Source organism: Streptomyces sp. CB03234 (genome assembly GCF_001905885.1).
GTDB lineage: Bacteria > Actinomycetota > Actinomycetes > Streptomycetales > Streptomycetaceae > Streptomyces.
The window spans coordinates 226,145-240,179 of the sequence record NZ_LIYH01000004.1 but is presented as its reverse complement, the minus strand read 5'-3'; the positions used below and the strand labels follow the sequence as shown (position 1 = coordinate 240,179).

Sequence of the window (14,035 nt, the reverse complement as noted above, 5' to 3'; positions counted from 1 at the left end):
GAGACGCGGCGTGCGGCCGGTGGGCGATGTCCTTGCCCACCGGCCGCACGCTTGTGACACTCGGACCATGGGGAATCGAACACAGGCTCAACGGGACGCCATCACCGTCGAGATCGGGTACGCGCTGGTGACCGGGGCGCTTCTCGCGGTGGGGCTGTTCGTCCTGTGCGCGGCGCCCGTGCCCGTACTGGACCTGGAGGGCGGTGCGGCACGGGGCGTACTGACGGTGGCCGCGACGGCGGCGGGCCTGGGGTTCCTGACGCGCGTGGCGCGGGTGCTGTGGCGGTTCGGGGCCGGCGCGGCCGCCGGCCGGCCGGGCGGGCCTGGGCGTACCGGGCCCGACGCGTAGGCAGGAACGGCGAGTTGGGCGCGGTGGCGGGCGCCCGGCTTCACCGTCACCGTCGTACGGCTGACATGCGTTCCGTCAGGCGAGCGGGGTGATCGGTACTACTCCCCGGCACGTACGGCGTCACGATCCCCGAAGGGGCCGTCCGCGGTGAAGGCCAGCTCGGCGAAGCGTTCGCCGATGCGGCGGTGCGTGGCGGCGTCCGGGTGGAGCTCGTCGGGCAGCGGCAGCTCGGCGAAGTCGGCCGCACCGTAGAGGTCACGGCCGTCGAGGTGGTGCAGGTCCGGGTCCTGGGCCGACCGCTGCGCCACGATCCGGGACAGCTCGTCCCGGATCACGTTGAGAGTCAGTTTCCCGCTCGCGCGTTCCGCCGGATCGCCGGCGGCCCGGAACCGCAACTGCCCGGTGGCGAGGGCCGCGAAGTCCGGGGCGCTGGGGCCCGGGGTGTCCTCGTGGACGGGGCACAGGATGGGTGAGACGACCAACAGCGGTGTGGTCGGGTGGCCTTCGCGGATGGTGTCGAGAAAGCCGTGGACCGCGGGGGTGAACGCGCGCAGGCGCATCAGGTCGGTGTTGACGAGGTTGATGCCGATCTTGACGCTGATCAGGTCGGCGCGGGTGTCCCGCATCGTACGAGCGGTGAACGGGTCGAGCAGGGCACTGCCGCCCAGGCCCAGGTTGACCAGGTCCACGCCGCCGAGGGACGCGGCGAGCGCGGGCCAGGTGGTGGTGGGGCTCGCGGCGTCGGAGCCGTGGCTGATCGAACTGCCGTGGTGCAGCCACACCCGGCGGCCCCGGTCCGGTGCGGGCTCGACGGGGGCGTCGGTGCGCAGGGCGATGAGTTCGGTGGTCTCGTTGTACGGCAGCCAGATCTCGACGTCCTTGGCGCCGTCGGTGCCGTCGCCGTCGGGCAGTCCGGTGAAACGGACGGTGCCGACCGGGCCGGGGCGCAACTCGGTGGTCCCGGTGGTCATGTCGATGGTCAGGGTGTTGCCGCCCCTGACACTGGCCTGTCCGGCCAGGTGGCCGTCGACCAGCAGGTCGTACACGCCGTCGGGGCGGGGTGGGGCGCCCGCGTAGACCCGCTTGGTGGGCAGCGTGTCCAGTTCGACGGCGGTGGCGCGGGTGCGGAAGGCCAGCCGTACGCCGGAGGGCTGGGCCTCGGCCATGGCCAGTTGCCCGTCGGCGCACTGGGCGCGGGCCCAGGCGGGCAACCGGTGCGGCAGCACGCCGCGCCCGGTGCGCTCCACGTCGAGGGCGCCGCGGAGGAGGTCCGCGGTGACGGGCGTGGTGATCCAGTTGTCGTTGGTGTGCATGGCGTCGTCCTCGACCTGTCGACTCGAAATGGCTGAACGATCCGGCTTACGTGCGGGCCGGCGGACGGGGGCGGCCTGCGGGCCGGCGCCCTCGGGGGCGGGGGGCCGAGCCATGGCCGACCGCCCAGCGGGGGGGGGGAGCCAAGCGGCGTGCCGTCCTGTGGGCAGCGAGCCGGCAGGGCGGCCGGCGCCGGGCGGCGAGGGCAGCGGGCCGACGGGCCAGCGGGCCAGTCGGCCAGTCGGCCAGTCGGCCAGTCGGCCAGTCGGCCAAGCGTGCGGTCGGCCCCCGGGCGGCCCGGGGCCGGCGGCGTACGTCCCTTGGGCGAGCCGACCGCCTTGCGGGCGGCCAGCCCACGGGCCGACGCGCGGGCGCGAGGCCGGCGGCCGACGAGCCCAGCGTCCTGGGACGGGGCCGGCGGCCAAGCGTGCAACCGCCCCGGGCGGCGAGGCCGGCGGCCTACGTCCCTTGGCCGAGCCGACCGCCTTGCGGGCGGCCAGCCCACGGGCCGACGCGCGGGCGCGAGGCCGGCGAGCCGGCGGCCTGGGGCGGGCGCCGGCGAACCACGGCCGGCGCCGGTGAACCAGCGGTCTGCGGGCCCCGCCAGCCACCCTGCCACCACCGCCCGGTCCCCCGGCCAGCCGACCGCCCGGTCGGTGACCGAACCACCCGCCCACCCGGTGGCAGGGGCGGCATCCCCTACAGGCGGCGGTCCAGGGCGTCCAGTGCTCGGCGCGCGACGGACGAGCTGCGGACGAGGCCCGCCAGGGTCGTGACCCCGCGGGTGATGTCCGTGAACGCCCGCCACGCCGGGCGGAAGCCGGTGATCGTCGCGTGGAGCAGGCCCGGCCGCTTCTCGAACAGGGCGAGCATCCGCCGCCCGACCGCCATCTCCACGCCCAGCCCCGCCTTGATGGCGAACGCGTAGTTCAGCGCCTGGCGCCGCGCGTCCACGGCGTCGTTCGCCTCGGCGATCCGTACCGCCCACTCCCCCGCCAGCCGCCCGGAGCGCAGCGCGAAGGAGATGCCCTCGCGGGTCCACGGTTCCAGCAGCCCGGCCGCGTCGCCGCACACCAGCACCCGCCCGCGCGACAGCGGCGAGTCGTCGCTGCGGCACCGGGTCAGGTGCCCCGACGAGATGGCGGGCTCGAACCCGGCGAGCCCGAGCCGGGCGATGAAGTCCTCCAGGTACCGCTTCGTGGCCGACCCCTCGCCCCGCGCCGAGATCACGCCCACGGTCAGCGTGTCGCCCTTGGGGAACACCCACCCGTAACTGCCCGGCATCGGCCCCCAGTCGATGAGCACCCGCCCTGCCCAGTCCTCCGCGACCGTCTGCGGAACCGGGATCTCCGCCTCCAGGCCGAGGTCGACCTGGTCCAGCTTGATCCCGACATGCGCGCCTATCCGGCTGGCACTGCCGTCCGCGCCGACGACCGCCCGCGCGAGCACGACCTCGCCGTCGGCCAGCACGACCGCGACCGTACGCCGGTCCGGCACCGCCGTGCCGTGCTGTTCCACGCGCGACACCGTCACGCCCGTACGCAGCTCGGCGCCCGCCTTCTGCGCCTGCTCGACCAGGGCCGCGTCGAACTCGGGCCGGTTGAGCAGCCCGAACAGCATCCGCTTCGAGCGCCACGTCCGCGCGAAACGGCCGTTCAGGGAGAACGTGACGGCGTGCACACGGTCACGCAACGGCAGTTCGAAGCCCGGCGGCAGGGCGTCGCGCGAGGGGCCGATGATGCCGCCGCCGCACGTCTTGTAGCGCGGCAGTTCCGCCTTCTCCAGCACCAGCACCCGGCGGCCCGCGACGGCCGCCGCGTAGGCCGCGGACGCTCCCGCCGGCCCCGCGCCGACCACGACGACATCCCACACCGGCGCGGAGTTCTCGTTACCGGCGTCTGCGTTCTCGCTGCTCACGATGTGCTTCTGCTCCTGATCCCGACGCGACCCATGGCCCATGCTTGTGATCGCATCCTACGGCGCGGGCCGCCGACACCCGTTGTGGGAGGATCGGACTCGCGTTCGCCGTACGCACATGACACACCACGTCAGTCCTCACGTCGCACCCACCAGGAGCCTGCCCATGACCGCCCACCCGACCCGGCCGATCCCGCCGATCGCCGAGACCGTCGCCTCCCTGATGCCCCGCGCGAAGGCGGAGCTCGCGGAACTGGTGGCGTTCCAGTCGGTGGCGGACCCGGCTCAGTTCCCGCCGAGCGAGTGCCGGGCCGCGGCGGCCTGGGTGGCGGACGCGCTGCGGGCGGAGGACTTCCAGGACGTGTCGGTGTTCGACACCCCGGACGGTTCGCAGTCGGTGTACGGCTACCTCCCCGGACCCGAGGGCGCGCCGACGGTGCTGCTGTACGCGCACTACGACGTGCAGCCGCCGCTCGACCTGGCCGGCTGGGTCACCCCGCCGTTCGAGCTGACCGAGCGGGAGGACGGCCGGTGGTACGGGCGCGGGGCCGCCGACTGCAAGGGCGGCTTCATCATGCACCTGCTCGCGCTGCGCGCCCTGAAGGCGACCGGCGGCATACCGGTCGGCATCAAGGTGATCGTCGAGGGTTCGGAGGAGCAGGGTACGGGCGGCCTGGAGCGGTACGCCGAGGCGCACCCCGAGCTGCTGGCCGCGGACGCGATCGTGATCGGTGACGCCGGGAACTTCCGGGCGGGTCTGCCGACCGTCACGGCGACGCTGCGCGGGATGACCATGGTGCGGATCACGGTGGACACGCTGCAGGGCAACCTGCACTCGGGGCTGTTCGGCGGGGCCGCGCCGGACGCACTGGCGGCGCTCATCCGCGTACTGGACTCGCTGCGGGGCGAGGACGGTTCGACGACGGTCGACGGGCTGGAGGCCGAGGGTGAGTGGCAGGGCCTGCAGTACCCGGAGGAGGACTTCCGCGGGGACGCCAAGGTGCTCGACGGGGTGGAGCTGATCGGCCACGGCTCGGTCGGTGACCGGCTGTGGGCGCGCCCGGCCGTCACGGTCATGGGCATCGACTGCCCGCCGGTCGTCGGCGCCACGCCGTCCGTCCAGGCCGGCGCACGCGCCCTGATCAGCCTGCGGGTGCCACCGGGCCAGGACGCCGCCGAGGCGACGAAGCTGCTGACGGCGCACCTGGAGGCGCACACGCCGTGGGGCGCGCGGGTGTCGGTGGAGCAGGTGGGACAGGGCCAGCCGTTCCGCGCGGACGTCACGAGCCCGGCGTACACATCGATGGCACAGGCGCTGCGCGCGGCGTACCCGGGTCAGGAGATGCAGGTCGCGGGCATGGGCGGGTCGATCCCGCTGTGCAACACGCTGGCGGCGCTCTACCCGGACACGGAGATCCTGCTGATCGGGCTGAGCGAGCCGGAGGCGCAGATCCACGCGGTGAACGAGAGCGTGTCGCCGGACGAGCTGGAGCGCATGTCGGTCGCGGAGGCGCTGTTCCTGGCGAACTACGCGGCGTCCGGGCGGGGTTGAGCCGAGAGCGGATCTGCTCACGGCAGAGGGGGCGGCGACGGCCGGGTTCCGGCGCGTACGTTCGCGGCATGACCATGAACGTGGATGTCATCGACGTACGGCCGCCCCGGCTGCTCATGCTCCGTTTCCCGATCGGCCAGGCGTATCTGTGGTGCGACGGGGACGGCGACGACCTGACGCTGATCGACGCGGGGTGGGCGGGCGCGGCGCCGCAGATCGAGGCGGCGGTACGGAGCCGGCGCCTCCGCCCGGAGAACCTGCGCCGCGTCGTGCTCACCCACGGCCACCGCGACCATGTGGGTGCGGCGGCCGAGCTGGCCGAACGGTACGGGGCCGAGGTGCTGGCGCACGCCCTGGACGCGCCGGTCGTCCGCGGCGAGGCGCCGGTCCCCGACCCCGACCTGCTCGACTGGGAAGTGCCGCTGTACGAGCACGGGCTGACGGTTCCGGTGGCGCCGCCGACGCGGGTGGACCGCGAGCTCGGGGACGGGGACGAGCTGGGTTTCGGCGACGGGGCACGGGTCGTGCACACGCCGGGCCACACGGACGGTTCGATCGCGGTGCACCTGCCGCGCCACGGCGTGCTGTTCACCGGCGACACGGTGGCGTCGGTCGGGCAGGTGGCGCTGGGCGTGTTCCACGTGGACCGGGAGCGGGCCAAGGCGTCGATGCGGCGGCTGGCCGCGCTGGCACCGGAGACGGTGTGTTTCGGCCACGGGGACCCGCTGACGCGGGACGCGGCGGCGGTGCTGCGGGCGGCGGCGGACCGGGACGCCGCCGCGGTGACCGGCGCCGTCACCACCGTCGTACGGCCGTAGGGGCCCACGACGGCGCCACGCGAGACCGTGGCGCGCTCGCCTCGTCTCGCCTCGCCTCGCCTCAGCCGACCGGTACGCCGGCCTCGAGGTTCAGTACGGTGCCGCGTTCGCGGGCGCGCAGGGCCCAGCGGAGCCGTTCGTAACGGACCGGGGGCAGCATCCCGGACGCCTCGCCCTCGGTGACGAACCGCCAGCCGCGCAGCTCTGCGCCAGGCAGCAGGACGCGGCCGGCCTGGGCGGCGGTCAGCCGGCCGCCGTCGAAGAGGAACCGGAGGCCGCCGTAGCCGGGCGGGCGGGGCGGTTCCCAGTCGACGAGCAGGAGCCTGGGCACGGCGTCCAGTTCGAGCCCTATCTCCTCGGCGACCTCCCGCATCCCGGCGCGGGCGGGTGGTTCGCCGCGTTCGACGACCCCGCCGGGGAACTCCCAGCCGGGCTTGTAGGTGGGGTCGACGAGCAGCACGCGGTCCTGCTCGTCGAAGAGGAGCACGCCGGCGGCGAGGGTCTCGCCGGTCGGCTCCGGCGTCTGCACGATCCCGCACGCGCCGGCCGCCCCGCTGCGTACCGCCTCGGCGATGGCCCGGGCGGTCTCGGACGGGGTGAGGCGGCTGTTGTCGACGACGTGGGCGTCGGCGGCCAGCCAGCCGGCGAGCGCCGCGCGGTACGGCTCGATGTGGTCGTACGCCCATTGCCGGATCCGCTCGTTGCCCTCCGGGTCGTCCTCGAGGTCCTCGCGAGCGGCGATACGTCCGCGCAGTATCGTTTCGTCCGGTGTCAGGAGCACATGGTGTACGGCGATGCGACGGGAGGCGAGCCCGCCGAAGATCTCGTCGCGGTACTCCTGGCGCAGCAGCGCCATCGGCACCACCAGCACCCCACCGACCTCGGCGAGCATCGCGGCGGCCGCGTCCACGACCATGCGCCGCCACATCGGCAGGTCCTGGTAGTCGGCCACCTCGGCGAGCCGCTTCTGCGGCAGCAGGTAACGCAGCGCCCCACCGATGATCTCGGGGTCGTAGACGGTGCTGTTCGGGATCAGATCGATCAGCTCGCGCGCGGCACTGGTCTTGCCGGCACCGAACGCACCGTTGATCCAGACGATCACGGTTCCCCCTCCTCCGTAGCCCCCAGTGGCTTGCCCGCAACACCCTGCCACGGAAACCCGCCGGGGTACGCGGGTGTCTGATCGCGCACGGAACTGTGGCCGGGCTGTTGCGCTTTCACCACCTCGGGCGGGGCAACGGAAACGTCTCACTGTACGAAGAGATGCCTGCGCGAGCCGTAACACTCGGGGACGGGGTGTCGTTGGAGCAGGCAAGGGACAGGGGGTGCGCAATGACACGCACGGTGCTGGAGAGGTTTCCGGCGGGAGGTCCGCGTGGCTCGTGGCCGGCGGAGGAGTTCGCCCGGGCACGCCGGGACGAGGGCCTGGCGGCGGAGGTGGTCATGGACATCGACGCGGACGCGTTCCTCGTGATCGTCCCCCAGCCCCGCCCCCCGAAGCCCCGCGTCCCGGCCCCCACACGCTGACGCGCCCGCGCATGTCGGGGGCGGCGTCCCGGCGCGTCAGACGGTGGAGGTGGCCGCCGCGCGGTCGCGGGTGGGCGGGGTGGCCGCGGCGGCGGCGCCGAGGAGGCCGGCGTCCGTGCCCGTGAGGGCCGGGGCGACGGTGAGGCGCTGGACGAAGGAGAGCGTGGCGTAGTCGCGCAGGGACCGCCGCAGCGGGGCGAACAGGACGTCACCGGCGCCCGCGACTCCGCCGCCGATCACCGCGATGTCGATCTCGACCAGCGTCGCCGTGGCGGCTATCCCGGCCGCCAGCGCCTGGGCGGCGCGTTCGAAGGACGCGATGGCGACCGGGTCCCCGGCGCGGGCCGAGGCGGCGACCGCGGCGGCCGTGGTGTCGCCGTCGGGCCCGGGGCGCCAGCCGTTCTCCAGGGCGCGGCGGGCGATGTTGGGGCCGCTGGCGATCCGCTCGACGCAGCCGCGCGCCCCGCACGGGCACGGGTCGCCGTCCAGGTCGACACTGATGTGGCCGATGTGGCCGGCGTTGCCGGTCGGACCGGTGTGCAGGCGACCGCCCAGCACCAGCCCGCCGCCGACGCCGGTGGAGACCACCAGGCACAACGCGTTGTCGTAGCCGCGGGCGGCGCCCTGCCAGTGCTCGGCCGCCGTCATCGCCACGCCGTCGCCGACCAGCTCCACGGGCAGGCAGCCGCCGGTGGCCCGGCGTACCCGCTCGACGACGGGATAACCGCGCCACCCGGGTACGTTGACGGGACTGACCGTGCCCGCCGAGGCGTCCACCGGGCCCGCGCTGCCGATGCCGACGGCGCCGACGCCCGGCCACAGCGGCGAGGCCGCGAGCTCGGCGAGAACCGCCTCGACGGCGCCCATCACCGTCTCGCCGTCCTCGCGCGCCGGGGTCGGCCGCTGCACCCGCAGCAGAATCCCGCCGCCGCCGTCCACCAGCGCGCCGGCGATCTTGGTGCCGCCTATGTCCAGCGCGGCGACGAGGTCGGAATGCATCGGTGTCGGATCCCCCGGTGAGAGCGTAAAGGCCCACGAACGACTGGCGGACCAGCGGTTTCGCGGCCTCGTTCAGGTGCGGTTCAAGAACCGTCCACCTCAGTCTCCCTTGCCCTGACAACGTTGTCCAGGCCCTATGCTCGACGCCACAGCCTTGCACACCCACCCGCACGCCGGACGACGAACGACAGGACAGCGCACTGTGGCCGAGACCGCCCGCCACCCCGCCCACCGCTACGGCAACCGGCCCACCATGAAGGACGTGGCCGCCCGCGCGGGCGTCGGGCTCAAGACCGTCTCCCGCGTGGTCAACGGCGAGGCGGGCGTCACGCCCGACACCGAGCGCCGCGTCCAGGAGGCCATCGAGGCGCTGGGATTCCGCCGCAACGACAGCGCGCGGGTGCTGCGCAAGGGCCGCACGGCCTCCATCGGCCTGGTCCTGGAGGACCTCGCCGACCCGTTCTACGGCCCGCTCAGCCGCGCCGTCGAGGAGGTCGCCCGGGCGCACGGCGCGCTGCTCATCAACGGTTCCAGCGCCGAGGACCCGGACCGTGAGCAGGAGCTGGCCCTGGCGCTGTGCGCCCGCCGCGTCGACGGGTTGATCGTGATCCCCGCCGGTACCGACCACCGCTATCTGGAGCCGGAGATCCGGGCGGGCGTCGCCACGGTCTTCGTGGACCGCCCGGCCGGGCGGATCGACGCGGACGTGGTGCTGTCCGACAGCTTCGGCGGCGCCCGCGCGGGCGTCGCGCACCTGATCGCGCACGGGCACCGCCGGATCGGCTTCATCGGCGACCAGCCGCGCATCCACACCGCCGTGGAGCGGCTGCGGGGCTACCGTGCGGCGATGGAGGACGCGGACCTGGCGGTGGACGACGCCTGGGTGTCGCTGGGCTCGACGGAACCGGGGCGGGTACGGGAGGCCACGGCCGCGATGCTCTCCGGCCCGGAACCGGTGACGGCGGTCTTCGCGGGCAACAACCGGGTGACGGTGACCGTCGTACGGGAACTGGCCGGGCGCGACCGGCCGGTGGCGTTCGTCGGCTTCGACGACATCGAGCTCGCCGACCTCCTGGGCATCACGGTGATCGCCCAGGACGCCGCCGCGCTGGGGCGCACGGCGGCGGAGCGGCTGTTCCGGCGGCTGGACGGCTTCGACGACGCCCCGGCGCGGACCGTCCTGGACACGGTGCTGATCCCGCGCGGCTCGGGCGAGATCCCGCCGTCCTCCTGAGGCGGGGTCAGCACACCGGCAGCCCTGGCACCGGCTGGTCGTTGTCGCCGCCCTGGATGTAGACGTCGCTGACGTACACGCCGGTGTTGCCGCTGTCGTCGTCGGTCCTGGCCCACCAGACGTTGGTCCACTCGCCGTGCGTCTCGCGGCGGCCGAGGTTCGCCTGGCAGTAGAAGTAGTTGGTGCCCGCGTTGAGGACGCCGGCCTCGCTGCCGTCGGCCCGGTAGGACTTCGCGGTGCGCCAGACCTGGCAGTTGTACTTGCCGCCGCCTATGGAGTGGCAGACGGGCGCGGGCTCGCCCCCGCCACCGGTCGTCGTCGCCGAGCCGCCGCCCGTACCGGAACCGCCGCCGGTGGAGCCCGACCCGGAGCCGGAGCCGGAGCTCGATCCCGGTCCGGAACCCGATCCCGTCGTCCCCGATGCGCCGCCGGTTCCGGCCGTAGCGCCTCCGTCCGTGCCACCGCCGGCGGCCGGGGCGGAGGCGCGCGGCTTGTCCGCCGCCGCGGAGGACTTCTCAGGCGCCGGCTCGGAGGCGGACGGCTTGGCGGCGGGCGTCGCCTGTGTCGCGGAGGGGGCGGGGATGAGCGGGCGGCCCGGCTCCGGGCTCCCGCTGCGGTCGGCCTGCCCGCCTGCCAGTTCCTGACCGGCCGGCGCCTTGTCGCCGTCCATGAAGGCGTACGTCACGCCTCCCCCGGCCAGCAGAACAGCCACCGCCGCCACCGCGACGAGGACCCTGGCGCGGCTCTTGCGCCGCCCCGCGCGGGCCCCGGGAGCCGTATGGACCGGCGGGGCCGCAGGAGCCGCAGGAGCCGTAGGAGCCGCAGGAGCACCCGAAGCAGCCGGCGCCGCCGGGCCGAAGCCCTGCGGCTGGTGCGGCAGGGCGGTCCGCTCGGTCGGTACGTAGCCGGGAGCCGCGCTCGCGGGCCCGGGCTCACGCCCCTCCGCGACCGCCGCCAGCAGCCGCGCCGCGCTCGCCGCGTCCGGCCGCCGCGCCGGGTCCTTGTCCATCAGCTGCCGCAGTACGGGCCCGAGGGCGCCCGCCCGCCGCGGTTCGGGCAGCGGGTCGGCGACGATCGCGGTGAGCGTCGACCACGTCGACGTCCGCCGGAAGGGCGAGGTGCCCTCGACCGCCGCGTACAGCGTGGCGCCCAGCGCCCAGATGTCGGACGCCGGGCCCGGCTCCTGGCCCTGCGCCCGCTCGGGCGCCAGGTAGTCGAGCGAGCCGACGATCTCGCCGCTGCGCGTGAGGTGGGTGGTCGAGCCGTCACCGGGGTCGTCCATGGCGGCGATGCCGAAGTCGGTGAGGACGACCCGGCCCCCGCGGTCCAGCAGCACGTTGCCGGGCTTGACGTCGCGGTGGAGGACGCCGACCGCGTGCGCGGCGTCGAGCGCCTCCAGCACCTTGGCGCCGATGGCGGCGGCCTCGCGCGGGTCCATGACGCCGCGTTCACCGAGGACGTCGTCGAGGGAGGGCCCGTCGATGAACTCCATGACGATGACCGGGCGGCCCTGGTGGTCGGTGACGTCGTGGACGGAGATGACCCCGGGGTGGCGCACGCGCGCGGCGGCCCGCGCCTCGCGCTGCATCCGCAGCCGGAGGTCGGCCAGTTCGTGGCCGGAGGAATCCGTGTACGTACGGAGCTCCTTGAGGGCCACCTCGCGGCCGAGCACCTCGTCGACGGCGCGCCAGACGACGCCCATGCCGCCGCGCCCGAGCTGCCGGGTCACCCGGTAGCGCCCGGCGATCAGTTCGTTCTCCCCCGAAGACACCGCTGCCCCGTTCCCTGTGTCGTGTTCCCGTCCGAACGCGTACAGAGTACGGGGCAGCTGTGACAGCGCCCGCAGGCGCTGGGCTTATTGGGCGGTGGCCGTCAGGTCACCGCGGCGCGGGGCGGCGAAGCCGTCGAGGTCCGCGCGGGTCAGTCCGGTGAGGCGGGCGACCTCGTCGGTGTCGAGGGCGCCGCAGTCGATGCCACGCAGCAGGTAGGAGCTGAGCGCCTTGGCGGTGGCGGGCTCGTCCATGACGTCGCCGCCGGCGTGGTTGGCGTACGCGGCCAGGCGCGCGGCGGCCTGCTCGAAGCCCTCGCGGTAGAAGGCGAAGACGGCGGCGTACCGGGTCGGCAGGTGGCCCGGGTGCATGTCCCAGCCCTGGTAGTAGGCGCGGGCCAGGGCACGGCGGGTGAGGCCGTAGTGCAGGCGCCAGGCGTCGTGGACCTTCTCGGTGGTGCCGACCGGCAGGACGTTGGTGGAGCCGTCGGAGACGCGTACGCCGGTGCCGGCGGCGGCGACCTGCATGATCGCCTTGGCGTGGTCGGCGGCCGGGTGGTCGCTGGCCTGGTAGGCGGCGGAGACGCCCAGGCAGGCGCTGTAGTCGAAGGTGCCGTAGTGCAGGCCGGTGGCGCGGCCCTCGGCGGCGTCGATCATGCGGGCGACGGTGGCGGTGCCGTCGGGCGCGAGGATGGCCTGGCTGGTCTCGATCTGGATCTCGAAGCCGAGGCGGCCGGCGTCGAGGCCGTGGGCCTTCTCGAAGGCCTCCAGGAGCCGTACGAAGGCGCTGACCTGCTCGGCGTAGGTGACCTTGGGGAGGGTGAGGACGAGGCCGTCGGGCAGGCCGCCGGCCTCCATGAGGCCGGTGAGGAAGATGTCGGTGGTGCGGATGCCCCGGTCGCGTACGGCGGCCTCCATGCACTTCATGCGGATGCCCATGTACGGGGCGGCCGTGCCCTTCTCGTACGCCTCGGAGATAAGGCGGGCGGCGCGGGCGGCGTCGGTGTCCTCGTCCTTGCCGCCGTAGCCGTCCTCGAAGTCGACGCGGAGGTCCTCGATGGGCTCGCGCTCCAGCTTGGCCCGCACGCGCGCGTGGACGTCGTCGGCGAGCGACTCCGGCAGGCCGAGGACGGCGGCGAGGGAGGCGGCGTCGGGGGCGTGCTCGTCGAGCATGGCGAGGGCCTGGTCGCCCCAGGAGCGGATGGTTCCGGCGTCGAAGGCGTCACCGGGCACGTACACCGTGTGGACCGGCTGACGGGTGCCGGGGTCGCCCGGGTAGCGGCGCGCGAGCTCCTCGTCGACCGAGACGAGGGAGGCGCTGATGCCCTCGCTGACCGCGCCGGCGAGGCTCGTTGCCACCTTCTCCTGCTGACCCATTCCCACACCCTCCAGGTTTCCACTACACGGAATCAACAATCCGTATGGTGAAGTTAATGGGTGGTCGTGACATGCGTCAATGGTCACTCCAACGGCGCGGGGCCGCGCGGTGGAGTTCACCGCGCGGCCCCGAAGCCGTCAGAGATGCCGCAGGTCAGCCCTTGCGGGACTGGATCTCCTGGGTCAGCTGCGGGACGACCTGGAAGAGGTCGCCGACCACGCCGTAGTCGACCAGGTCGAAGATCGGGGCCTCGGCGTCCTTGTTGATGGCCACGATGGTCTTCGAGGTCTGCATGCCCGCGCGGTGCTGGATCGCGCCGGAGATGCCGGAGGCGATGTACAGCTGCGGGGAGACCGACTTGCCGGTCTGGCCGACCTGGTTGGAGTGCGGGTACCAGCCGGCGTCCACGGCGGCGCGCGAGGCGCCGACGGCGGCACCGAGGGAGTCGGCGAGGGCCTCGATGATCGCGAAGTTCTCGGCGCCGTTGACACCGCGGCCGCCGGAGACCACGATCGCGGCCTCGGTCAGCTCGGGGCGGCCGGTCGACTCGCGCGGCGTGCGGGAGACGACCTTGGTGCCGGTGGCCTTCTCGGAGAACGAGACGGACAGGGCCTCGACGGCGCCCGCGGCCGGGGCGGCCTCCACGGGGGCCGAGTTCGGCTTGACCGTGATGACCGGGGTGCCCTTGGACACCCGGGACTTGGTGGTGAAGGAGGCGGCGAACGCGGACTGCGTGGCCACCGGGCCCTCGTCGCCGGCCTCGAGGTCGACGGCGTCGGTGATGATGCCGGAGCCGATGCGGACCGCCAGGCGGGCGGCGATCTCCTTGCCCTCGGCGGAGGACGGCACGAGCACGGCGGCCGGGGAGACGGCCTCGTACGCGGCCTGGAGCGCGTCCACCTTCGGTACGACGAGGTAGTCGCCGAACTCCGGGGCGTCGGCGGTGAGCACCTTCACGGCGCCGTGCTCGGCGAGCGTGGCGGCGGTGGCCTCCGCGCCGGAGCCGAGGGCGACGGCGACCGGCTCGCCGATGCGGCGGGCGAGGGTCAGCAGCTCCAGGGTGGGCTTGCGGACGGCGCCGTCCACGTGGTCGACGTAGACGAGAACTTCAGCCATGGGACTTCAATCTCCTGCGATGCGAAGAGTCTGGGGCGGTGAGTGGCTCGCGCGAGCCTCAGATGC

12 protein-coding genes are annotated in these 14,035 nt (G+C 74.2%); 5 read left to right on the top strand and 7 right to left on the bottom strand.

Going from position 1 to position 14,035, the window contains the following annotated elements:
- Positions 1-67 precede the first annotated feature (67 nt).
- The gene (locus AMK26_RS18230; RefSeq protein WP_073755754.1) at positions 68-349 is read left to right on the top strand and encodes a DUF6332 family protein; all 282 of its coding nucleotides are present in this window, start codon (positions 68-70) and stop codon (positions 347-349) included.
- Positions 350-447: 98 nt separating this feature from the next.
- Here AMK26_RS18230 and AMK26_RS18225 read toward each other — a convergent pair whose 3' ends face one another.
- Together AMK26_RS18225 and AMK26_RS18220 are read right to left on the bottom strand one after the other, a co-directional pair.
- Positions 448-1,662, bottom strand: a complete 1,215-nt coding sequence (locus AMK26_RS18225; protein ID WP_073755753.1) for a GDSL-type esterase/lipase family protein — start codon at positions 1,660-1,662, stop codon at positions 448-450.
- A gap of 697 nt (positions 1,663-2,359) precedes the next feature.
- Positions 2,360-3,619: a geranylgeranyl reductase family protein gene (locus AMK26_RS18220; RefSeq protein ID WP_073755752.1), complete on the bottom strand. Its 1,260-nt coding sequence runs from the start codon at positions 3,617-3,619 to the stop codon at positions 2,360-2,362.
- A 124-nt stretch (positions 3,620-3,743) separates the two neighbouring features.
- Here AMK26_RS18220 and AMK26_RS18215 point away from each other — a divergent pair, with 124 nt between their 5' ends.
- Both AMK26_RS18215 and AMK26_RS18210 read left to right on the top strand, forming a co-directional pair.
- On the top strand, positions 3,744-5,129 hold the full coding sequence (locus AMK26_RS18215; RefSeq protein WP_073755751.1) for a dipeptidase: 1,386 nt from the start codon (positions 3,744-3,746) through the stop codon (positions 5,127-5,129).
- A 68-nt stretch (positions 5,130-5,197) separates the two neighbouring features.
- The gene (locus AMK26_RS18210; RefSeq protein ID WP_241837952.1) at positions 5,198-5,947 is read left to right on the top strand and encodes an MBL fold metallo-hydrolase; all 750 of its coding nucleotides are present in this window, start codon (positions 5,198-5,200) and stop codon (positions 5,945-5,947) included.
- Between the two features lie 61 nt (positions 5,948-6,008).
- On the opposite strand, the gene AMK26_RS18205 is transcribed toward AMK26_RS18210, so the two are convergent.
- Complete coding sequence (locus tag AMK26_RS18205) at positions 6,009-7,049, bottom strand: NUDIX hydrolase (protein ID WP_073755750.1); 1,041 nt, start codon at positions 7,047-7,049, stop codon at positions 6,009-6,011.
- A 230-nt stretch (positions 7,050-7,279) separates the two neighbouring features.
- Here AMK26_RS18205 and AMK26_RS18200 point away from each other — a divergent pair, with 230 nt between their 5' ends.
- Positions 7,280-7,474 (top strand): hypothetical protein, encoded by a 195-nt coding sequence (locus tag AMK26_RS18200; protein ID WP_073756258.1) that lies wholly within the window; start codon positions 7,280-7,282, stop codon positions 7,472-7,474.
- A gap of 36 nt (positions 7,475-7,510) precedes the next feature.
- On the opposite strand, the gene AMK26_RS18195 is transcribed toward AMK26_RS18200, so the two are convergent.
- Positions 7,511-8,473 carry an ROK family protein gene (locus AMK26_RS18195; RefSeq protein ID WP_073755749.1) on the bottom strand — a complete coding sequence of 321 codons (963 nt, stop codon included), beginning with the start codon at positions 8,471-8,473 and terminating at the stop codon, positions 7,511-7,513.
- Positions 8,474-8,675: 202 nt separating this feature from the next.
- On the opposite strand from AMK26_RS18195, the gene AMK26_RS18190 reads away from it, so the two are divergent.
- Entirely contained in the window at positions 8,676-9,707 is a 1,032-nt protein-coding gene (locus AMK26_RS18190; RefSeq protein ID WP_073755748.1) for a LacI family DNA-binding transcriptional regulator, read from the top strand.
- A 7-nt stretch (positions 9,708-9,714) separates the two neighbouring features.
- Here the strand turns inward: AMK26_RS18190 and AMK26_RS18185 are convergent, their stop codons facing one another.
- From AMK26_RS18185 to AMK26_RS18175, 3 genes are all read right to left on the bottom strand, one after another.
- Positions 9,715-11,478, bottom strand: coding sequence for a serine/threonine-protein kinase (locus tag AMK26_RS18185; RefSeq protein ID WP_073755747.1), 1,764 nt, complete (start codon positions 11,476-11,478; stop codon positions 9,715-9,717).
- An 84-nt stretch (positions 11,479-11,562) separates the two neighbouring features.
- Positions 11,563-12,852, bottom strand: a complete 1,290-nt coding sequence (locus tag AMK26_RS18180) for a DUF6986 family protein (RefSeq protein ID WP_073755746.1) — start codon at positions 12,850-12,852, stop codon at positions 11,563-11,565.
- A gap of 154 nt (positions 12,853-13,006) precedes the next feature.
- Positions 13,007-13,969 carry an electron transfer flavoprotein subunit alpha/FixB family protein gene (locus AMK26_RS18175; protein WP_073755745.1) on the bottom strand — a complete coding sequence of 321 codons (963 nt, stop codon included), beginning with the start codon at positions 13,967-13,969 and terminating at the stop codon, positions 13,007-13,009.
- Positions 13,970-14,035: the final 66 nt, after the last annotated feature.

Coding starts and splice junctions, on each gene's coding strand:
- AMK26_RS18230 (WP_073755754.1), top strand. CDS start 68: ATGGGGAATCGAACACAGGCTCAACGGGACGCCATCACCGTCGAGATC.
- AMK26_RS18225 (WP_073755753.1), bottom strand. CDS start 1,662: ATGCACACCAACGACAACTGGATCACCACGCCCGTCACCGCGGACCTC.
- AMK26_RS18220 (WP_073755752.1), bottom strand. CDS start 3,619: ATGGGCCATGGGTCGCGTCGGGATCAGGAGCAGAAGCACATCGTGAGC.
- AMK26_RS18215 (WP_073755751.1), top strand. CDS start 3,744: ATGACCGCCCACCCGACCCGGCCGATCCCGCCGATCGCCGAGACCGTC.
- AMK26_RS18210 (WP_241837952.1), top strand. CDS start 5,198: ATGACCATGAACGTGGATGTCATCGACGTACGGCCGCCCCGGCTGCTC.
- AMK26_RS18200 (WP_073756258.1), top strand. CDS start 7,280: ATGACACGCACGGTGCTGGAGAGGTTTCCGGCGGGAGGTCCGCGTGGC.
- AMK26_RS18195 (WP_073755749.1), bottom strand. CDS start 8,473: ATGCATTCCGACCTCGTCGCCGCGCTGGACATAGGCGGCACCAAGATC.
- AMK26_RS18180 (WP_073755746.1), bottom strand. CDS start 12,852: ATGGGTCAGCAGGAGAAGGTGGCAACGAGCCTCGCCGGCGCGGTCAGC.
- AMK26_RS18175 (WP_073755745.1), bottom strand. CDS start 13,969: ATGGCTGAAGTTCTCGTCTACGTCGACCACGTGGACGGCGCCGTCCGC.